Source organism: Bradyrhizobium sp. T-1, assembly GCF_053592855.1.
This window is the reverse complement of sequence record NZ_CM132115.1, coordinates 4,015,356-4,033,425: the sequence shown is the minus strand read 5'-3', so window position 1 is coordinate 4,033,425 and position 18,070 is coordinate 4,015,356. Positions and strand designations below refer to the sequence as shown.

Annotated in this window: 22 protein-coding genes and 1 riboswitch; of the genes, 5 read left to right on the top strand and 17 right to left on the bottom strand. The window is 64.4% G+C overall.

All coding sequences use genetic code 11. The features are described 5' to 3' along the window. Nucleotides 1-24: 24 nt before the first annotated feature. Entirely contained in the window at nucleotides 25-426 is a 402-nt protein-coding gene (locus ACWAT4_RS19380) for a MerR family transcriptional regulator (RefSeq protein WP_449731133.1), read from the bottom strand. 85 nt (nucleotides 427-511) lie between these two features. On the opposite strand from ACWAT4_RS19380, the gene ACWAT4_RS19375 reads away from it, so the two are divergent. Continuing rightward, nucleotides 512-952 (top strand): hypothetical protein, encoded by a 441-nt coding sequence (locus ACWAT4_RS19375; RefSeq protein WP_212300798.1) that lies wholly within the window; start codon nucleotides 512-514, stop codon nucleotides 950-952. Continuing rightward, the gene (locus tag ACWAT4_RS19370) at nucleotides 952-1,161 is read left to right on the top strand and encodes a hypothetical protein (protein WP_212300799.1); all 210 of its coding nucleotides are present in this window, start codon (nucleotides 952-954) and stop codon (nucleotides 1,159-1,161) included. The genes ACWAT4_RS19375 and ACWAT4_RS19370 overlap by 1 nt, the downstream gene beginning before the upstream one ends. Here ACWAT4_RS19370 and ACWAT4_RS19365 read toward each other — a convergent pair. The 11 genes from ACWAT4_RS19365 to ACWAT4_RS19315 form a co-directional block, all read right to left on the bottom strand. Further along, nucleotides 1,158-1,943 carry a CbtA family protein gene (locus ACWAT4_RS19365; protein ID WP_212300800.1) on the bottom strand — a complete coding sequence of 262 codons (786 nt, stop codon included), beginning with the start codon at nucleotides 1,941-1,943 and terminating at the stop codon, nucleotides 1,158-1,160. The two genes, ACWAT4_RS19370 and ACWAT4_RS19365, sit on opposite strands and share 4 nt — an antisense overlap. 10 nt (nucleotides 1,944-1,953) lie before the next feature. Beyond that, complete coding sequence (locus ACWAT4_RS19360) at nucleotides 1,954-2,172, bottom strand: CbtB domain-containing protein (protein WP_212300801.1); 219 nt, start codon at nucleotides 2,170-2,172, stop codon at nucleotides 1,954-1,956. Nucleotides 2,173-2,175: 3 nt separating this feature from the next. Further along, nucleotides 2,176-2,466 (bottom strand): hypothetical protein, encoded by a 291-nt coding sequence (locus ACWAT4_RS19355; RefSeq protein WP_212424611.1) that lies wholly within the window; start codon nucleotides 2,464-2,466, stop codon nucleotides 2,176-2,178. Next, a complete protein-coding gene (locus tag ACWAT4_RS19350) occupies nucleotides 2,463-2,639 on the bottom strand; it encodes a hypothetical protein (RefSeq protein ID WP_449731132.1) in 177 nt (58 codons plus the stop codon). Before ACWAT4_RS19350 ends, ACWAT4_RS19355 begins: the two co-directional genes overlap by 4 nt. A 76-nt stretch (nucleotides 2,640-2,715) precedes the next feature. Further along, nucleotides 2,716-4,716, bottom strand: a complete 2,001-nt coding sequence (locus ACWAT4_RS19345) for a TonB-dependent receptor plug domain-containing protein (RefSeq protein WP_449731131.1) — start codon at nucleotides 4,714-4,716, stop codon at nucleotides 2,716-2,718. A 228-nt stretch (nucleotides 4,717-4,944) separates the two neighbouring features. After that, nucleotides 4,945-5,158, bottom strand: a riboswitch (cobalamin riboswitch). 75 nt (nucleotides 5,159-5,233) lie between these two features. Further along, the gene (locus ACWAT4_RS19340) at nucleotides 5,234-5,455 is read right to left on the bottom strand and encodes a hypothetical protein (RefSeq protein WP_212300805.1); all 222 of its coding nucleotides are present in this window, start codon (nucleotides 5,453-5,455) and stop codon (nucleotides 5,234-5,236) included. Between the two features lie 110 nt (nucleotides 5,456-5,565). Beyond that, nucleotides 5,566-5,766 carry a hypothetical protein gene (locus ACWAT4_RS19335; RefSeq protein ID WP_449731130.1) on the bottom strand — a complete coding sequence of 67 codons (201 nt, stop codon included), beginning with the start codon at nucleotides 5,764-5,766 and terminating at the stop codon, nucleotides 5,566-5,568. A gap of 253 nt (nucleotides 5,767-6,019) precedes the next feature. Beyond that, a complete protein-coding gene (locus ACWAT4_RS19330; RefSeq protein ID WP_212300807.1) occupies nucleotides 6,020-6,856 on the bottom strand; it encodes a fumarylacetoacetate hydrolase family protein in 837 nt (278 codons plus the stop codon). 23 nt (nucleotides 6,857-6,879) lie between these two features. Then, a complete protein-coding gene (locus tag ACWAT4_RS19325) occupies nucleotides 6,880-8,202 on the bottom strand; it encodes an MFS transporter (RefSeq protein WP_249209913.1) in 1,323 nt (440 codons plus the stop codon). A 31-nt stretch (nucleotides 8,203-8,233) separates the two neighbouring features. Beyond that, on the bottom strand, nucleotides 8,234-9,805 hold the full coding sequence (locus ACWAT4_RS19320; protein ID WP_212300808.1) for a bifunctional 3-(3-hydroxy-phenyl)propionate/3-hydroxycinnamic acid hydroxylase: 1,572 nt from the start codon (nucleotides 9,803-9,805) through the stop codon (nucleotides 8,234-8,236). A gap of 43 nt (nucleotides 9,806-9,848) precedes the next feature. Continuing rightward, the gene (locus tag ACWAT4_RS19315; protein ID WP_449731129.1) at nucleotides 9,849-10,745 is read right to left on the bottom strand and encodes a VOC family protein; all 897 of its coding nucleotides are present in this window, start codon (nucleotides 10,743-10,745) and stop codon (nucleotides 9,849-9,851) included. Between the two features lie 197 nt (nucleotides 10,746-10,942). Between ACWAT4_RS19315 and ACWAT4_RS19310 the strand changes: the two genes are divergently transcribed. Then, a complete protein-coding gene (locus ACWAT4_RS19310) occupies nucleotides 10,943-11,662 on the top strand; it encodes a GntR family transcriptional regulator (protein ID WP_449731128.1) in 720 nt (239 codons plus the stop codon). A gap of 22 nt (nucleotides 11,663-11,684) precedes the next feature. Here the strand turns inward: ACWAT4_RS19310 and ACWAT4_RS19305 are convergent, their stop codons facing one another. From ACWAT4_RS19305 to ACWAT4_RS19295, 3 genes are all read right to left on the bottom strand, one after another. Next, the gene (locus ACWAT4_RS19305) at nucleotides 11,685-11,897 is read right to left on the bottom strand and encodes a hypothetical protein (protein ID WP_212300811.1); all 213 of its coding nucleotides are present in this window, start codon (nucleotides 11,895-11,897) and stop codon (nucleotides 11,685-11,687) included. 215 nt (nucleotides 11,898-12,112) lie between these two features. Then, entirely contained in the window at nucleotides 12,113-12,289 is a 177-nt protein-coding gene (locus ACWAT4_RS19300) for a hypothetical protein (protein WP_212300812.1), read from the bottom strand. 105 nt (nucleotides 12,290-12,394) lie between these two features. Then, nucleotides 12,395-14,131, bottom strand: coding sequence for an adenylate/guanylate cyclase domain-containing protein (locus ACWAT4_RS19295; RefSeq protein WP_449731127.1), 1,737 nt, complete (start codon nucleotides 14,129-14,131; stop codon nucleotides 12,395-12,397). A gap of 323 nt (nucleotides 14,132-14,454) precedes the next feature. On the opposite strand from ACWAT4_RS19295, the gene ACWAT4_RS19290 reads away from it, so the two are divergent. Further along, nucleotides 14,455-16,638, top strand: coding sequence for a lytic transglycosylase domain-containing protein (locus ACWAT4_RS19290; RefSeq protein ID WP_449731126.1), 2,184 nt, complete (start codon nucleotides 14,455-14,457; stop codon nucleotides 16,636-16,638). Nucleotides 16,639-16,715: 77 nt separating this feature from the next. Here the strand turns inward: ACWAT4_RS19290 and ACWAT4_RS19285 are convergent, their stop codons facing one another. Together ACWAT4_RS19285 and ACWAT4_RS19280 are read right to left on the bottom strand one after the other, a co-directional pair. Next, the gene (locus ACWAT4_RS19285) at nucleotides 16,716-17,057 is read right to left on the bottom strand and encodes a hypothetical protein (protein ID WP_449731125.1); all 342 of its coding nucleotides are present in this window, start codon (nucleotides 17,055-17,057) and stop codon (nucleotides 16,716-16,718) included. Continuing rightward, nucleotides 17,054-17,242: a hypothetical protein gene (locus ACWAT4_RS19280; RefSeq protein WP_449731124.1), complete on the bottom strand. Its 189-nt coding sequence runs from the start codon at nucleotides 17,240-17,242 to the stop codon at nucleotides 17,054-17,056. Before ACWAT4_RS19280 ends, ACWAT4_RS19285 begins: the two co-directional genes overlap by 4 nt. A 68-nt stretch (nucleotides 17,243-17,310) precedes the next feature. On the opposite strand from ACWAT4_RS19280, the gene ACWAT4_RS19275 reads away from it, so the two are divergent. Further along, entirely contained in the window at nucleotides 17,311-17,622 is a 312-nt protein-coding gene (locus ACWAT4_RS19275) for a hypothetical protein (protein WP_212424601.1), read from the top strand. Nucleotides 17,623-18,070 lie beyond the last annotated feature (448 nt).

Below are 18,070 nucleotides of genomic sequence, written 5' to 3'. Positions count from 1 at the left end.
TGCTGCGAAGCAAGCGGGCCGCGTTCAACGGCAACACGCTTGGCCGGGCTGCAGGATCACGCAGTCCGGCGCGGTGCTGCCGCAGCATGTCGTCTCGCAGCCGCTGACGAGAGCGGCCACCGTCGCTTCCAACGAACGCAACTCGGCGATCTTCCTCCTGATCGAACGGAGGTGCTGCTCCGCAAACGACTTCGTGTCGCTGCAGGGCGAGCGCCGCTGCACGGATGCGAGGATGTCGCTGATCTCGTCGAGCGAGAAGCCGAGATCGCGGCAGTGCCTGATCAGGCTGAGCGCCTTGACGTATTCGCTGCCATAGACGCGCTGGCCGCCCTGGCGGGCCGGTGCCGAGAGCAGACCGATGCTCTCGTAATAGCGGATGGTGGGGACGGAGACGCCGGCCGCTTTGGCGAGGACGCCAATTCTCATGGAAGCGCTCACTTTTCGCTTGAACCTCAAGTGGCTTGAGGGCGTAGCGATCGGGTCCGAGACGCACAAGCATGAGGAGAATCACATGAGCGTTATTGGACCGTCCTGCAACCTCCCCTCCGAGACGTCGCCGGGATGCGGCTGCGCGGCGAAGGCCGAGCCCGCCGGCCGCAAAGCCGCAGGCACGGCGGTCGCAACCGCCGTTGTCGCTGCAGCCTGCACGGCGTGCTGTGTGCTGCCCTTCACCTTGCCCGCCGTGGTGCTCGCCAGCGCAGGAGGCCTGATCGCCGCGCTCGACCATGCGCACGGGCTGATGACGAGGCTGTCCATCGCCGTCGTGCTCGGCGCGTGGGGCTGGATCGTGTGGCGGTCACGGAGGACGGGCTTGAAAATCCGCACATCGGTGCTGGTGGCGATGTGCGCAGCAACAGTGCTGACCGCGACGGCCGCGCTGTGGCCGGTGATGGAGCCCGCCATTTTCCACGCACTCGGCGCTGCCAAGAAGCCGAAGCCGCAGGCCGGCTGATGGACGGGCTGACCATCTTCGGCCTGCTTTCGGTCGGCGCGATGCTGCTGTTTTACGCGCTCGAGCCGCGCGGGCCGCATTACGTGCTGGCCTTCGCGGGCGCGTGCGCGTTCAGCGCCGCTTACGGCTTTCTCCAGGGCGCCTGGCCGTTCGGGCTTGTCGAGACGGTCTGGACGGCGGTCGCGGTGCGGCGATGGCGCAGGCTTTAGGCGCGCAGGTTGGCGCCGCGATCGATGCGCGCGAACACTGCACTCGTCAAACCGCCGAGCAAGGTCCAGAACACCAGGCTCGTCATCGTCACCGCCGTGACGAACTGATGCGTCAGCGACGACGGCACGTTGGTCTCGACATTGGCGAGCTCCGGCGCGCCGATCAGATGCGGCAACGTCAGCAGGATCACGCCGGCAATCGCCGCCGGCACCGAACGGCGGAAGGCGATCATGGCAAGCCCTCCGGCTGTCGCCAGCACGGCGGCCAGCCACCAGATCTGGCGCGACAGCAGCGGCGCGGCAGGCACGCCGGGCAGCTCCGGCGGCAGGCCGAGGCCGGGCGCCAGGGTGAAGACGGCGAAGCCCGCCAATCCCCACAGCAGGCCTTCGTGCCAGGAGACGCTCATCCCGGTCGTGCCGCAACGCACGGCGAAGAAGCCGGCCAGCAGCAGAGCAAAGCCGATCGCGGTCAGGATGTTGGCGGCAGCGGTATAGGCGTTGCGCTCAAACCCGTCGCGCGGCTCCCAGGCCCCGGCGCCATGGTCGTGATCGCCGGCGCCATGCTCATGGTCGCCATGATCGTGAGCCGCATGGTCGTGACCGGCAGCCGCCGGCTGCGGGACTGCCGCAGCGTCGTGTTGGTGCGTTTCCGCCGCCTTCTCGAAGACTTCCGCCTTCAGGATCAGGGGAACGGTGCCGAACTGCTGGACGACCGTGACGACGAGACCGACGATGAAACCGGCAATGACCGAGGCGAAGACGATCGAGCGGAATGTGCTCATGCCACCCCGGTCAGTGGCAGGGGAACGCGTTCGAGTGGCGCACGTCGTGGGCCGCGTTGTGGACGACGTCGATATGCGAGAAGCCGACCATGCCGACCACGAACACGCCGAGCACCATCGCCATCACGGCCTGCGACAGCCGTCCTACCTGCCCGGCGGCGACCGGAAGCGTGGCCTGAGCCGAGATCTGGGCCGAGACTTGGGCGTCCGCGAGCTGGGACTGGCTCATGTTCTATTCTCCATTGGCGATTTGGCCGTCTTCTAGCAGCTTCCGGGCAATGTCGCGACTGGTAAGATGCAGGCTTGTCCCAGGCAAAATGCCCCGGCGGGCGATCTTGGCGCCGGCGGCGGCCCGAAAGACGGCCTCAAGCCGCCGAAAATAGCCGAGGCAGGCCTCCGGCGTGGGCTCGGCGCCGAGCAGCGTCCGGAACGCGCCCCGGTGCACCGCGCAGATCGCGCCGTGGCCGGCGACGGGAAACACCAGCGACGCGATGTCGTCCCGCCAATGGACTTCGCTGCTCAAGCAGTCGCCCGTCCCCGCCCGAACGGACGGGCGATTTCGCAAGCGGCGACAAGGCCGACCAGCCAGACGGGCGTCGCGGCGAACAGCGCAAAGCAGAACATCGACGCATAACGCCGCTCGACCGGATGAAGCCGGAAACGGTCGGCGTAGCGCGGCAGGACAGCGACAGTCATGGAGCGATTTCCTTGCAGGATTTGTAACACGTTTCGCCGGAGCTCGGCAGCCATGCCTGGGGCTTTCTCTCCCCCGCTACCTAACATCGTGGTTGGCCAGGCGGATGCCGCCGTAGACAGCCAGGCCCGGCTGCAGAAATCCTGTCGGATTTTGATAATGCGCGTTGGCCAGGTTATCGACCCGGCCGAACACCTTGAGCTGATCGGTGACCAGATATTCCGCCGCCACGTTGGCAACCGTGTAAGCCGGGGCCAGCAGACGCGGAATGCTGAAGTCGCGACTCCCGTCAACGAAGCTTCCGACGTGCAACACGGTTGCCGACAGCGTCAGTGTATCAATCGGATCCCAGATGACGTTTGCGCTCCACCTCTCTTTCGGACGCCTCAGGAGCTCCAGTCCCGCCGTCGCATCGACGGCGCGGGTGAACGTGTAATCGGCGCGAACGCGCAAGCGATCGGTGATCGCAGCCGCGACAAAGCTTTCGGTGCCCTCCGTGATCGCCTTACCGATATTCACATTGGTGCTGGTGAACGTCACGGCATCGGACATGCTCTGGATCAGGTCCGTGATGTTGTTGCGGAAGTAGGTCGAGCCGAAGCGAACGCGGTCGTTGAACAAAGGCTGCTCGAAGCCGGCGTCATAACCAACGCTCTCTTCCGGCTTGAGGTTTGGATTGGCAAAGAAGAAGAACGCAGGAAAGCTGACAAAGAGCTGGTTGAGGGTCGGCGCCTTGAATCCCGTGCCGTAGCTTTCCTTGAATTTCGTGTCCGCGACCGGGACGATGACCGCGGAGGCCAGGCGAAAGGTCGGATGCCCGCCAAACCGCTCGTTGTCGTCCTGCCGGACGTTGGCCGTGAAGAAAACACGGTCCCGCAGCTGGGATTGCAGTTCCATATATCCGGCCTTGTTGACGTTCTGCGCGGAGACCGTCGCGGTTTGCAGAGTTTCGGTCTCGTGCTCCGCGCCGATGATGAAATTGTTGTTGCGCGCAAGCTCGGTCGTGGTGCGCCAATCGTATTTGATGCGATCGCCGGTGGTGATGGTCGGCATCGCATCGCCGGGGGAGATGTTGTAATTCCAGTGATTGGTATGGTTGACGCCGAAATAGCTCTTCATCCGGTTGTCGAGCGCAGACCAGACGGCCTCTCCCCGTGTGAAGAGCTGGTGCACCGTCTGCGTGCTTTGCGCAGCCGCGGGGAAGCTCGCGAAGGTCACGGGATCAAACGTGTCGCCGGTAAAGCGCAACGTAGCGTCGGTGTAACGTGCGACGCCGTTGAGCGCCAGGTTTTCGCTGACATCGGCGCCAAGCTTGGTCGAATAGGTCATGTTGTCGTGATAGTTTCCGATCGCCTTCTGACCCGGCGGCAGCAGTTCGACCGGCGTCACCGGCACATCGTTGGCGTGGAAATGCGCAACGTTGAACGCGTAGTTGAAATGGTCCTGCGAGCCGCTCAGCCCGGTCGTCTGATTGAACGTACCGAACGAGCCGCCTTCAATTGACCCGGTCACCCGGGCGGGACCATCGCCCTTCTTCGTCACCATGGAGATCACCCCGCCAAGCGCGTCTGCGCCGTAGAGACCGCTTTGCGGACCGCGCAGCACTTCGATCTGCTGCAGGTCGGAGGTGAGCAGCTTGCCGAGATCGAACGACCGGTTCGGACTACTGGGATCGCTGACGTCGATGCCGTCGATCAGGACCTTGGTATGGTTCGAGTTCGTTCCACGCATGAAGATCGAGGCCTGTCCGCCCGGTCCGCCGGTCTGGACCAGATTGAGCCCGGGAACGGCGCTGAGCGCATCGGACGCGGTCCCGCGCTGATCGCGCTCCATGTCGCGCGCGGTCAGGACTGTCACCGAGTTCGCAACCAGATTCGCCGGCGTAACGACGCCTGTTGGACTGACGACGACTGTCGGAAACAGATTGGCGGCGGACACCCCCGGCACAGGCGGCGATGCCAGCGGCTCCGGCCTTGGCGCGCGAACGATGTGCTGGCGCTCGCGCTTGCCGGTCGAACGCCGGGGAACCTGCGGCTTGGCCGCGGACTCAGTTGGCGCAACCTCAACCGGTGGCAGCAAGTTGGGCGACGCGGACTGCTGCGCCTGGGCGACGGAAAGATCTAGCAAATACAGGGAAACGGACGTGAGTAGGCCGGCGCCAAAGCGCCTGGCGGCAGAGACAATACAGGACACTCTTGTAACCTCGGTATGACGTCAGTGGCACGTCACAGCGAACGAGGTTTCACGGCAGAGCGCTCGCTTGCTCCGGTGAAGCTAATGTCTGTACTCCCCGACCGACATCTTCGCGTGTGACCACGGCTGACGGCAGGTCTCCTGGCTCGCGGGTCGTGACCTCTCCGTCGCCTTCCCGGGACCGAGATTCCCAGTGGCATATGACGAAAGATTCGCCGCTTACAGTTGCGGGGGCAGCCGCTGCTTGAGGAAGATCCTGGCGTCAGGACATCCCGCACAACGTTCCCTTTTGATCTCCGTGAAGAGAACCGTCGCCGATCAATTTAGGGGCCGCCTGCGCGGCGAGTCAATCGGCCGGTGGAATGAGCGTCGAACCATCGCACCGAAGCTTGCGCCGGCTCAATCAGACTGGCTCCCGCGCCGCATGCGTCCTGATCGTTGCCCGTTCGCCGGCATCGACGAGCTGACCGATGCCAGTGCGGCCGGTCAGCGCGCAGCGGATGATGTTTTCGGCGACCAACCTTCGGAAACCATGGTCCTCGCCACTGGGGCGATGGCGGCAGACCCGGTCCAGCGCCAGCTTCATGTTGATCCGTGTGCGGGTGTCGAAATGCTCGCTGATCATGCGGCCAGCCTCGATGCGGTGGAGCCGAAGCGGAAACGTCAGACAGGTGGCCGGGTTCCAAAACACGATCGGGCTATGCCCGCCCTCTTATTGTTATTGAGACGGGCGGGCTATGCCCGCCCTCTTGCCCGCTGCTGGGCCTGGGCCCAAGCCGCTTTGACGTCGCGCGGCGGGACATCGATGCGCTTGATCGGCGTCAGCTCGCCGGAGGCGGAGATGATGGCGGTCTCTTCGCGGCGGCAGCGCGGGCAAACGAAGCGAACTTCGTGCGGCGATGCCGACCAGCTCGAGCGCTTGACATTGGCGGCCATCGGCCATGCCTCGCAATGCGAGCAAGACACCAGAAATCGACCGGGATCGAGCATACCCATTCCATAGGACTCCGCGTCCTGCCGCCCTCCTCTAATGATTAACCCATGTGAATCGTTCCGGTGCCCCGGCACCGCCAAGCGGGTTCAGCGCGCGCTGTTCCCGATGGCGGCCGCATCCGCGCCAGTGTTCCGTCGCGCATCACCAACGCCAGACCGTTGCCGCGATGTGCAGGCCAACGTGTCGTGCGCGAGCTCAGGCTTCGTCGGCAATTCCGTTGCGCAGGCAGCCAACCTTGTCGATCTCGACTTCGACGACATCACCAGCCTTCATCCAGAGCGGCGGGGTGCGCCTGGAGCCAACGCCACCCGGCGTGCCGGTGGCGATGACGTCGCCGGGCTCGAGCCGAGTGAACTGCGAGCAATATTCGATCTGGCGCGGGATATCGAAGATCATCTGATCGATGGTGGTGTCCTGCACCACTTCGCCGTTGAGCCGGGTCTGCAAGCGCAGCGGACCGACGTCGCCGACCTCGTCCGGCGTCACCAGAAAGGGGCCGAAGCCGCCGGTCGCCGGAAAGTTCTTGCCTGGAGTGAACTGGTGGGTATGGCGCTGATAGTCGCGCACGCTGCCTTCGTTGTAGCAAGCATAGCCGGCAACATGGCCCCACGCCTCGCTCTTCTGAATGTAGCGGCCGGGCTTGCCGATGACGACGGCGAGCTCGCCCTCGAAGTCGAGCTGAGTCGACACCTTCGGGCGGATGATGTTGGTGAGATGGCCGGTCTGGCTGTTGGCGAAGCGGCCAAACACAGTGGGGTTCTCGACCTCGGTGCGGCCGGTCTCCTTGCGATGATTCTCGTAGTTCAGGCCGATGCAGAGAATCTTGTCGGGGTTTGGGATGACAGGCAGGAATTTGATCTTTGCCAGCGGATGACGCTTGGCGCCGGCGGCTGATTTGGCCGCCTCGGCCAGGCTGCCGGCCGCGATTGCCGATTTCAGGTCGGGGTAGCGACTCCCGAGATCGGCCACGCTGTCGCCCTCCACCAGGCCCCACGAGGCGACGTTGTCGATTTCAAAGCTTGCGAATTTCATTTGGTGTCCTTGAGATAGGCCGATCAGGTCGACGTGGCAGGAAGAGCAGTAGCTGAAGATGGCCGCGAAGAGGTCTTCGCAAAACGCGCGATGGTCCGCTCCGGGAAGATGAGTGCAAATGCGGCCACCGCGCCGACGATGAGAATCCCGGCGGTGAACGTCATGGCGTGGGCGTAGCCGAGAGCGCTGTTGCTGCCCGCCTCACCGACGATCCATCCGGTCAGCGCGTTCGAGAACAGTGCGGATGCCGCATTGCCCGAGTAGATCACGACGATCAGCCGGCCGCGCTGGGCCGCCGGCGCCACGGCACCAAGCGCCACCGGCCCAAAGATCGTGGTCAGGCTGGGCGCAGCGAAGGCGATCGCCACGCAGACGAGCTGAAGCGCGCCCGAGGTCACGATGCTGAGCAGCAGCGCCGAGCCCGCGATCAGCAGCGCCAATCCCGATGCGTTGCCGAGGCAGGCGCGCAAGCTCCAGCCGCGACGCTGAAGCACTTGCGTGATCCAGGAGCCGCTGAGCAGCAGCGGCGACTGGAACATGTAAATGGCCGAAATGATCCAGCCGACATCGGTCGGCTTGTAGCCGAGCCCGAGCTGCAGGAACGGCGGCAGCCATGTCGCGGAGATGCCGACGATCCAGTACGACATGGTCGACATGATGATGACGCCGATCACCGTCGGATCGCACCACAGGAGCCGTGTCGGCACATTCGGCGCAGCGGCAGGCGCATCGTGACCGGCGTTCGCCGCTGCGTAAGGTCCCTCCCCGCCGATCACGCTCCAGGCGATGATCCAGGCGATGCCGAGCAGGCCGCAGACCAGAAAGCCGGTGCGCCAGCCGTGATTGACGATCACATAGGTCAGCAGCGGGCCGCCGGCCAAAAGTCCAACGCTGATCCCCTGCAAGACTATGGCGCTCGGAACGCTGCGCTTGTCGGCGGGAAACCAGTTGTAGCAGGCGTGCAACGCCGTCGGCAGGCCCGGCCCCTCGCCTGCGCCGAGAAGAATCCGGCACACGACCAGCACCATGACAGAGCTCGAGAAGAACACCGGAAGCTGCGTCGCCGACCAGATGGCGGCCAGCAGCATCAATATCCACTTCACGGGATAGCGGCCGACGGCGAACAGCCCGACGGCCATGCCCGAGAGCGAGAACAGGAGAAAGAAGCTGCTGCCGATAAGGCCGAACTCCTTCGGGCTGAGCGACAGCTCCTTCATCAACGGCACCGCGGAGAGACCGAAGACCAGCTTGTCGAAGAAATTGATCGTCTGAAACAGAAACAGCATGATGAGAACCGCGTAGGCACGCGCGGGCACCGTCGTCAAGCTCGCCGATGATGGCATCATTTCCCCCTGTTGAATCTTATCGTTGATTTATTCATTGAAGTCGCGCCGCGAGACCTGACAGCATCGCCGCTAGTGCCGCTTCGTCTGTCGCAACGCCGTAGACGTAATGATCGGGGCGCACGATCGCGGCCGCGCAGGCGTGCCGTGCGAACCAGTCCGTCACGACGCCGCTTTCTTCCCGCAGAACGCCCGGCCCCCGATCGTGGTCGGCTTTCGCGATGGCGATCAGGCGCATGCCGATTTCCGCCGCGCGTGCCGCGACCGCGCGCGACCGCGCCAACGCGCTGTCGCCACGCAGCACAAGCCGCCACCCGGCACCGCAGACCGTGTCGAGCAATTGCCGGCCGTCCGCGGTCGACACCCATGGCTGGGGAAACAACACGCCATTGGCGGCATGCGGCACGTCGGCGCGCAGGCCGCAACTGAGCGGCGGCACGATCTCCTGCCGGGTGATGGTACGCGGCACGCCGCCGCCTTCGGCGAGGATGCGATCATCACGCGCTGCGGCGGCTTCCGGATCGCGCTCGCAGATGACGTGGCCGATCGCCTTGATGCGGCTCGTCAGCTCGCGGACATGGGCACTGCGCTCGTCCTGATAGGTATCGAGCAGCGCCTCGCCGGAATTTCCACGCAAGACGCGCGCGAGCTTCCAGACCAGATTGGCGACATCACGAACGCCCTGGCACATCCCCTGACCGATGAACGGCGGCTGCTGGTGGGCGGCATCTCCTGCAAGGAAGACGCGCCTTTCGCGCCATCTGCTGGCGACGAGGGCATGAAAGCGATAGCTCGCCGCCCGCCACAGCGTCGCATCGTCGGGGGTGAGCCAGCGCGCCAGCAGCCGCCAGACCTGCTCGGGCTGCTCCATCGCGCGCGGATCCTCGCCGGGCAGCAGCATGATCTCGAAGCGCCGATGCGAGCCCGGCCCGACGATATAGGTGGTCGGCCGTGACGGATCGCAGAACTGCGCCGCCGTGCGCGGCAGCTTCGCAAGTCCCACGCCGTCGACCCTGAGGTCGACCACCAGCCAGGGCTCGTCGAAGACCAGATCGTCAAAGCCGATCCCGAGCTGGCGGCGGACCGCGCTCGACGCACCGTCACAGGCAACGACGTAGTCCGCAGTGACGTTGCGCGTACCGTGGTCGCCGCAAAGCTCAAGCGTCACGCCGTTCGGGTTCTGGCTGAGCTGGCGGAGCTCGGTACCGAGCTCGACGACCACCGACGGATAGGATCCCGCATGCGCGCGCAGGATCTCCTCGACCGGCGGTTGCGTGAACACCATGGTCGGGGTGTAACCGAGCGGATAAGGCTCGCTCACCATGTCGATGCGGCGGATCAACTGGCTGCGCGCGCCGAAATGTTCCGACGCCGGGAACGGCGCAATATGCGGAGCGAGCTGCCCGGCCATGCCGAGATTGTCGAACAGCCGCAGAATCTCGTGATCGAGCGCGATCGCGCGCGGCTTGTCATAGACTGCGCGGTCCCGGTCGACGGCCAGCGTCCGGATGCCCTCCGCGCCGAGCAGGCTCGCGGCAACGGCCCCTGACGGGCCGAAGCCCACCACAACGACCTGAAATTCGTTCGCGCGGTTCGAACCGGACACTGACCTCGATACCTCGTTTCGCGTGGTTGATGGATCATCGCGCTCAGGGCGCGGCGTAGCGAACGGACAGTTGCGCTGCCTTGACGTGTTCGGCCTTGGGCGGCGCGATGCCCCATTGATCGGTGCGGCCCGGCGGCCAGACCCAATGATCCGGACCCCGCACGACGTAGCTGTCGTCGACCTGCAGCACCTCGGCGGTGTATTCGATCACGGTCCCCACGGGGTCGATGAAGTAGGAGAACACGTTGTCACCGGGGCCGTGGCGACCGACGCCCCAGGCGATCGGGAAACCGGAATCGATCATGCGCCCCGAGCCGCGCATCACCGCCTCGAGGTTCGGCATCAGAAAGGCAACGTGGTTCAGTCCGTTGACTTTGGCGTCGGCGATCACGACCGCATGGTGATCGCTGTTGCAGCGGACGAACGCCATCGCCTTCGAACGGTCGGTCAGCTGAAAGCCGAGGGCCCTTTCGTAGAAACCGGCGGAGCGATCGACATCCGTGCTGTTGAGATTGACGTGCGCAAGCCGCTCGGGCCGATCGCCTTGCCGTGGCTCCGGCGCATGACCGACATCGTCGTGAACGAAGCGCAGGATGCCACCTTCGGGCGCACGAACGGCCATCACCATGCCGCCATCGGGCGCCGCGCTGGGAGCCGGACTGCTCACCAGCCGGGCGCCTTCTTTGACCGCGTTGGCGGCAATGGCATCGAGATCGTCCGCGTGCGCGACGCGAAATGTCACCGCGCCGAGTTCCGGCAACTCACTTTGATAGAGCGCGACGACGTGATGATCGCTGCCGGTCGCGCGCAGGTAGACGATGCCAGCCGCCTGCGTGACGAGCGCAAGGCCCCAGACCTCGCAATAGAACCTTACGGAGCGATCCAGGTCCGGCGTGCCGAGATCGACGCTGCGCAGCGCTGTCACCGGAAACCGGGGCATGAACGCACTCCTCCATCAGGCCACTATCCGGGCAGACCAGGCGTGGCTTTCTTGATCGCGGTCGCACCTTCACGACCCGCACGCCCCTTTTATTACACAAAATCGATATCGCAACAAAAATTTATACATTTTTATGAATCATCATCGGATGTATATGATGACGACCGCCTGCTGAGCGAACAACGGAGCCTAGAACGGTGGATTTGACTGCGGCCTCTCCCCTGCCAGCGCCATCGACGCAGGCGAGCCATGTCTATGACCGGCTGCGCGAGGACCTGCTTTCCGGACGCCTCGCCCCGTCGCGCAAGCTGCAGATGCGGTTTCTGATGGAGGCCTATCAGACGGGCCAAACGCCGCTGCGGGAGGCGCTCAACCGGCTCACTGCCGACGGACTGGTCGAGGTCCGCGAGCAGCGCGGCTTCTACGTCAAGGATGTCAGCCGCACCGAGCTAGCCGAGCTGACCAAGACGCGCTGCTGGGTCGAGGCCCTGGCGCTACGCGAGTCCATGGCAGCGTCCACGCCGGGCTGGGAGGAACAGCTCGTCCTGGCACACCATCGGCTGAGCCGCGTGCCGCGGTCGTTGAGTGCCACCGAATTCGAAGACAATCCCGAATGGGAGAAGCTGCATCGCATCTACCATCGCACCTTGATCGGCCAATGCGGCTCGCAATCCCTGATCGCGTTCTGCGGCCAGCTGGCCGACCAGCTCTATCGCTACCGGCGGCTGTCGATCAGCAAGGCCTTTCCGTCGCGCCACGTCGGTGACGAGCATGCGGCGATCATGGATGCGGTGCTGAGCGGCGATTGCGATCTGGCGGTAATGCTGTTGACGGCGCACTACCAGCGAACAGCCAATGTCATCCTTCAAGATGAAGCCATCTTCCCGGAATTGCGGGGCGAGGCGGCGCGCAGCTAATCAGGCCCGCCCGACCCCTTCCTCACCGCGCGCCCTTGAGCGTGCAGGAGGTGGTACAGGTCACCGTGTTGCCGTGGTCGCACGACTTGCAGGCGGCAACACACTGGTTCATGTCGCGGGGATTGTAGGACGTGTAGTTGCGCATCGGACAAAGCGGGGTCGAGCCGGTGACGTCCTGCTCCTGGTTGCAGGCTGCCGTCAGAAGCGCAAACAGGATGACCGCAATCAGGCGCATGGGATGTCAACCGTCGGACGAGCTAGGTTCGCGGGCAACATTGCATCGCAAACTTGCCCAGGCATTCCCACCGCGGGGAATCGCACTGCACGACTCCCTGCTTCCCACACAGGATGCGGCTCAATTGTTAAAAACGGATTGCGACCGGGCACCGGCTCGTCATGAGACGAATGCTCCGCATCGTGCCTCGCTCCAACTGAACCCCCTGGGCCGCCTCAGGCGGCGGCCTTGGTCGCGATCACGTGGCGCATGTCCACCGCGAGCTGGCGATACTGCTCCCCGAGCTTCAGGTAGAATTCGCGCTTGGTGCTGTCGGTAGCGAGCTTGGCAATCAGCTCGCATTCGGCGGTGAGTGTCTCGAACCGCTCCAGCCTGTCCTCAAGTTCTGTCATCGGCGTATCCCCATCAAACGCCTTAGGGACAGTGAACCTAAGCCCGCAATTTAGGTCACGGCGAACATCGTTATGGAGTAGAATGAATTATTCAGAGACGGACGGCTATTTGCTGTCCATCCGCCAGGCAGCGTCCCAATCGGCCGCCGGCGGGCTGGCCTCGAACTCTGCGATGCGGGCGAGCATCGTGCGAGCAGGACCGTCGCCGGGGCAGCTCTCCAGCGCGGCGTTGAACGCGGCGCGTGCGCCCTCGAAGCGGCGCGCGCGATAGGCGGCAAGGCCTTCGGCATAGTGCTTTCGCGTGCCCTCTTGCGCATCGGTCAGCGCGCCTGCCCTGCCCATCACCTCAAAGATCGCTTGCGGCGCACTCTGGCCTGCGACCGCCAGACGATCGATCTCACGCAGCTCGAGCTTCGAGCCGATCGCGTCAGCCGTCGCCTGCGCGATCAGGATGCGGGTACCGTAGACCTTGTTGACCAGTTCAAGCCGCGAGGCCAGGTTCACGGCATCACCCATCACCGTAAAGCTCATCATCAGCTCGGAGCCGATGCTGCCGGTCAGCACCTCGCCGGTGGCGATGCCGATGCGCAGATCGCACGGCACCGGCATGGCGCGGATGCCGAGCAGATCCGGCAATTGCTTCTGAAGCGCGGGTACCTGCTCGGCCATATCGACGGCGGAAAGCCCTGCGAGCAGCGCTTGCTCGTCTTCCTCGATGAAGGGCGGGCCCCAATAGGACATGATGGCGTCGCCGATATATTTGTCGATCACCCCGCGGTTGTTGCGGATCGGGCCGGACATCACCGTGAAGTAGTGGTTCATCACCTTGACGAGGCCGCGCGGCGTCATGCCCTCGCTCATCGAGGTGAAGCCGCTCATGTCGCAGAACATGATGGTCATCACCCGGCGCTGTCCGTCGATGGCGACCTCGGGCCGGTCGATCAGGCCCTGCACCACCTTGGGATCGATGTAGCGGCCGAAGGTCTCGCGGATGCGCTCGTTGTGGCGCAACTGCTCGATCATACGGTTGAAGGCGGCTGCGAGCTCGCCGATCTCGTCCTGGGTCGAGACGGCAATGGTTTTGTCGAAGCGGCCCGCCTCGACCTCGCGGGTGCCCGCGAGCAGCAGCCGCACCGGTCGCGTAATGCCGCTGCTGACCAGCAGCGCAAAGGCAAATCCGACGATCGCCGCGAGCAATGTCACAGCACCCGAAACGATGATCGCCTGGCGCTGGTGGCCGACCACCTGCGACGTCGAGACGAAGACCTGCTTGAGCATGTCGGCGCGGATCGCATCGATCCTCTGGTTGAATAGATCGCGCGTGGCATCGATGTGCTCCAGCGTCCCGCGCGCCTCCGCCATCTGCTTGGCATCGACCTGCTTGAGCAGCTTGGCGTGATCCGCGTTCATGTCGCGGCGGAGCTCGCTGACCGCGGTGTCGATGCGGGTGTCGATCCGCGCCAGCGCGGCATTGTCCGACGGCGTCCTGGTGTCATCGATGATCGCGTTGATGAGCTTTTGCGCGGCTGACGTCTCCTCTTCGATCTTCCGATCGGCGTCCTCGAACTCCCTCAGGCGCGCCGCATAGGCCTCCTCGTCCGAGGAGTCCTGCATCTTCATCATGACCATCCGCCGCAGCGCCACCGACCGCTCCAGCGAGCGGATGTTGGCGCGGGCCAAATCGCCATAGGCCGGGATGTAGCGGTTGGTCAGCTCGTCCAGGAGAACACCGACCTGGCTCGACATCACCATCGACAGGATCGAGGTGATCAGCATCAGGACGATCAATCCGAGGGCGATGCCGACGATCTTGCGCCGGATCGACTGGTTGAAAAGCGGCATGGGGTGCGGGCAAAGGGCTGAAAAGAAGGTCTGGAACTCAATACACCGGATTTTCGCCTGGGAACACGCGCAATCGAGGCGCTCGTGGCGCTACGCGCCGCCCGCAACCGTCGCGCGAGGCCCGATCGTTAACAAAGGTTAAAGCCGCCCCCGCTTCCGGCGTTTCGGAAGTTCCAGAGTTCCAATCCGTATTTTGCCGCATTGTTGCGGGAGCGTGACCAATGCGAAACGATGTCGTGGCATCGTTTGGTGTCGTCTTTGATTCTCAAGCCGCATGTCGTCGCGGACCTTGGTTTGTAGTGGTTTCGCAGGGGGACCATCGAATGAACCAGTGCCTACGCTCGCTCGCGTGTGTCGTTGCCGTGGCCGCTTTGGCCCTCCTTCCCACCGAGGTGGCAGCGAAGAGCAGTCACAAATCATCAGCGTCGAAGAAGACGCACGAAGCCAAATCCGCCGGCAAGCAGCGGCATGCAAGCGGCAAGCACGGCAAACATGCCGAGGCAAAGCGCAAATCGAAGAAGCACGACGACGAGCCCGCAGACAAGCCGGCGGCGCCGCCGCTGACGGGCGACCTTGCTGCGCTAAAGGACGCGATCGACCTCGCACGCAAGGGCAAGGCCGATGACGCGACCGCAGCGCGCGATCGCATCGCCGATCCCGCCGGACAAAAGCTCGCCGACTGGTTCATGCTGCGCCATTCCGAGAGCACGGCGAATTTCAAGCGCTACGCCGCCTTCCTCGCCGCCAATCCGAATTGGCCGAGCGCCGCGCTGCTGCGCCGCCGCGCCGAGGCACGGCTTTGGCAGGAGAAGAGCGATGCGGCCACTGTGCACGCCTTCACGATGGACCGGCCGACCACCGCCAAGGGCAGTTTCGCGCTCGCCCGCGTGCTGATCTCCGAGGGCGACGGCGACCGGGCCGCGCGTTTCGTCCGCGCAGCCTGGCGCTCGGAGGAATTGTCCGAACGCAGCGAGGAGGACTCCTACGAAGCGTTCCACGACCTGTTGCGGCCTGAAGATCATCGCGCCCGCATGGACAAGCGCCTGGGCGCCAAGGATTATGCCGGCGCGAAGCGCGCGGCCAAGCGCCTCGATGAGGACGCCCTCGCCATCGTCAAGGCTTGCGCCGCGGTCAATGGCAAGGCCGACAAGGCCAAGGATTATCTCGACGACGTCCCGGCTGACGCCCGCGGCGACCTCGGCTATGTCCTCTGCCGCGCACAATGGCACCTGCAGAAGGACCGCATCGACGATGCGGCCGAAGTGATCCTGGCGGCTGCGTCCGACACGATGGCGGCCCAGGACACCGATGCCTGGTGGCGCGAGCGGCGCCTGCTGGCGCGAAAGCTGCTCGACCAGGGCAAATTCCAAACCGCTTACGAGGTGGTGCGCGCGGCCGCGGTGCCGGCGATGGAGGTCTACCGCGTCGACTACCACTTCATGTGCGGCTGGATCGCATTGCGCTATCTCGACGATCCCAGGACGGCGATGGCGCATTTCGCCGCGATCGACGAAGGTTCGGCCAATCCGATCGCACTGTCGCGCGCCCATTACTGGCGCGGCCGTGCGGCCGAAGCGATGAATGCGACGGCCGATGCGCAGCAGAGCTACAGGGCCGCCGCGCGCTATCCGACCGCCTATTACGGCCAGCTTGCCCGTGCACGGCTCGGTATCGAGGGAATCGAGCTGCGCGCCCCCTCGCCCGTGCTGGCCGCAGCCGACACGCCGGCTACGGACGAGCGCGTGCGCGCCGCCGACATGCTGTATGGCATCGGCGAGCGCGACGTGGTGTTCTATTACGCCGAGGATTTTGCCAAGGAGAGCACCGATGTCGCAGCGCTCGAAGCACTCGGCGAGCTTGCCGGCCAGCGCAACGATGCGCGCGTCATGCTCGAAATCGGCAAGTCGGCGCTGGCTCGTGGGCTGGCGCTCGACCATTACGCCTTCCCGACCATCGGCATCCCCGAGCACAAGCAGGTCGCCCCCGCGATCGAGACCAGCGTGATCTATTCGGTGGCACGCACCGAAAGCTCGTTTGACCAGCGCGACAAATCGGCTGCGAACGCCGTCGGCCTGATGCAGGTGACGCCGGAAGCCGGCCGCGACACCGCAAAACGTTTCGGCGTGACCTATGATTGGGACAGGATGGTCTCCGACCCCGTCTACAATACCCAAATGGGCGCTGCCGAACTCAGCGCGCTTCTATCGGAATATCGCGGCAACCAGATCATGACCTTCGCCGGCTACAATGCCGGCCGCGGCCGGGTGCGCGAATGGGTGCAGGCGCACGGCGACCCGCGCGACCCCAAAATCGATCCGGTCGACTGGGTCGAGCGCATCCCGCTGTCGGAGACCCGCAATTACGTCCAGCGAGTGATGGAGAACGTGCTGGTCTATCGCGCGAGGTTCGAGGGCAGCGGCGCCGTCGCCGGCAAGACCGACCAGCGCATGGTGACGCAAGAAATCAGCGCAACGGCACCCGTGGCAGCCGCAGCACCCGCTCCCTAGTCGACGCCGCCGGGGCTGGACCGCGGCGCCTGCGAGGTTACGTTGCTGCGGCTTCCCGCGCGGGTACAGTCGCGCAGCTAGGTGTCACCTCCTTCCATCGTGATCAGATCGCAACCGTGCAGAAATGCGCCGCTCATGGCTCTCGCGAAGGTCCAGATCTGCATCGTACAGTTCCAGCACGAGACGGCACTCAGGACCGCCAACATCTCGATCATGTTCCCGCCGCCCGGCTCTCCGCGCCCAAACATCGGCCACGGCATCAGCAGCGCCCCGAGTTCGCCGCGGCGATAGCAGTCGTAGTCACAGTAGCAGCGCTGTGTCCGCACGTGCCGGACATAGCCGGACCGGATCGAGCGCGCGCATGTGCTGCAGGTCGCCGAGCATAACGCGGGCTCGTGATTGACCAGCACGAATTTCATGAAGCCGCCCTTACGCGATCTTGCGCGAGGGCTTCGCAGTACAGCGCATAGCATTGATAATCGCAGTACGGCAGGCGGGTCGCTATCTCGCGGAGATAACTGCCGCTGATCGGCTCACAGCACTGCATGCAACACACCTGCCGGAACGGCGTCCGGCCGTTCACCAGCACGAAGGCGAATCTCATGTGGCACCTCCCAAAGCGAAGCAGTAAACGCTGTCCAATGGAGACAGTGCGGGCGGTGGAGCGCAAAGATGGTTTCGGCCGTCCGGATTATCCCTGTTTCGCTCCACTTTTTGCGGCGGGACCGGAATGTATCTTCCGTCCTCCCTGCGCCGCGCGTAGATCTGGCCGTCGACGTACTTGATATCGGTCGGATAGCAGTCAGCGCTGTTGCAGCAGCTGAGGCTGGGATTGTCCGGCATCTGCCAGGTCGAGTAGAATTTTTCGTGCAGCGCCTGGTCCTGGGGTGGATGGTGGCGATGAACGGCGCCCTGTCCCGTTTCCTGCGCCTGGACCGTTGCGGTGGAGCAGAGGAGAACCATCGCGCACAAGAGCTTGCATGAGCGGTTCAACACACGGCCTCCCGGATCAAACCATCGGAGCGACGTCAGCCTTCTAATTCAGCCTCACGCGAATTGAGCCCGAAACAACCACCGGCGGTCGCGTTCGCGGCGTGTGCGGAAGCGGTCGACGCATTTCTTGGAGCAGAGCGCGGTGCGCCACGAATAGTAGCGGATCAGACCAAATTTTCCGCCACAGACCGCACAGCCTTTGGCTGAAGAGCAAGGCTCGGACTGCGCTAGGCCACGCTCGGGAAGTGCGGATGCATCACACATTGCTGTCTCCCTCTGTTGCTTGCGCTTTTGCCGGTTCGTTCCCATCGACCTCTCGCAGGCCGTGAATCGCGGCGATCGCGTTGCGCATCGAGAAGTGCCTGTCGATAAGACGCTTCGGCCGTAAGCCTCGGACCGGTTCTCGTGCGCCCTCTGCGATTTGGCTGGTCGGCATTTC

Bases quoted from the DNA above. Each gene is read 5' to 3' on its own strand.
- ACWAT4_RS19295 (WP_449731127.1), bottom strand. From the start codon at position 14,131: ATGCCGCTTTTCAACCAGTCGATCCGGCGCAAGATCGTCGGCATCGCC.
- ACWAT4_RS19300 (WP_212300812.1), bottom strand. From the start codon at position 12,289: ATGACAGAACTTGAGGACAGGCTGGAGCGGTTCGAGACACTCACCGCC.
- ACWAT4_RS19285 (WP_449731125.1), bottom strand. From the start codon at position 17,057: ATGAAATTCGTGCTGGTCAATCACGAGCCCGCGTTATGCTCGGCGACC.
- ACWAT4_RS19360 (WP_212300801.1), bottom strand. From the start codon at position 2,172: ATGAGCCAGTCCCAGCTCGCGGACGCCCAAGTCTCGGCCCAGATCTCG.
- ACWAT4_RS19340 (WP_212300805.1), bottom strand. From the start codon at position 5,455: ATGATCAGCGAGCATTTCGACACCCGCACACGGATCAACATGAAGCTG.
- ACWAT4_RS19370 (WP_212300799.1), top strand. From the start codon at position 952: ATGGACGGGCTGACCATCTTCGGCCTGCTTTCGGTCGGCGCGATGCTG.
- ACWAT4_RS19305 (WP_212300811.1), bottom strand. From the start codon at position 11,897: ATGCGCCTGATTGCGGTCATCCTGTTTGCGCTTCTGACGGCAGCCTGC.
- ACWAT4_RS19290 (WP_449731126.1), top strand. From the start codon at position 14,455: ATGAACCAGTGCCTACGCTCGCTCGCGTGTGTCGTTGCCGTGGCCGCT.
- ACWAT4_RS19335 (WP_449731130.1), bottom strand. From the start codon at position 5,766: ATGGCCGCCAATGTCAAGCGCTCGAGCTGGTCGGCATCGCCGCACGAA.
- ACWAT4_RS19380 (WP_449731133.1), bottom strand. From the start codon at position 426: ATGAGAATTGGCGTCCTCGCCAAAGCGGCCGGCGTCTCCGTCCCCACC.
- ACWAT4_RS19365 (WP_212300800.1), bottom strand. From the start codon at position 1,943: ATGAGCACATTCCGCTCGATCGTCTTCGCCTCGGTCATTGCCGGTTTC.
- ACWAT4_RS19275 (WP_212424601.1), top strand. From the start codon at position 17,311: ATGGTTTCGGCCGTCCGGATTATCCCTGTTTCGCTCCACTTTTTGCGG.
- ACWAT4_RS19375 (WP_212300798.1), top strand. From the start codon at position 512: ATGAGCGTTATTGGACCGTCCTGCAACCTCCCCTCCGAGACGTCGCCG.
- ACWAT4_RS19350 (WP_449731132.1), bottom strand. From the start codon at position 2,639: ATGACTGTCGCTGTCCTGCCGCGCTACGCCGACCGTTTCCGGCTTCAT.
- ACWAT4_RS19280 (WP_449731124.1), bottom strand. From the start codon at position 17,242: ATGAGATTCGCCTTCGTGCTGGTGAACGGCCGGACGCCGTTCCGGCAG.
- ACWAT4_RS19325 (WP_249209913.1), bottom strand. From the start codon at position 8,202: ATGATGCCATCATCGGCGAGCTTGACGACGGTGCCCGCGCGTGCCTAC.
- ACWAT4_RS19330 (WP_212300807.1), bottom strand. From the start codon at position 6,856: ATGAAATTCGCAAGCTTTGAAATCGACAACGTCGCCTCGTGGGGCCTG.
- ACWAT4_RS19315 (WP_449731129.1), bottom strand. From the start codon at position 10,745: ATGCCCCGGTTTCCGGTGACAGCGCTGCGCAGCGTCGATCTCGGCACG.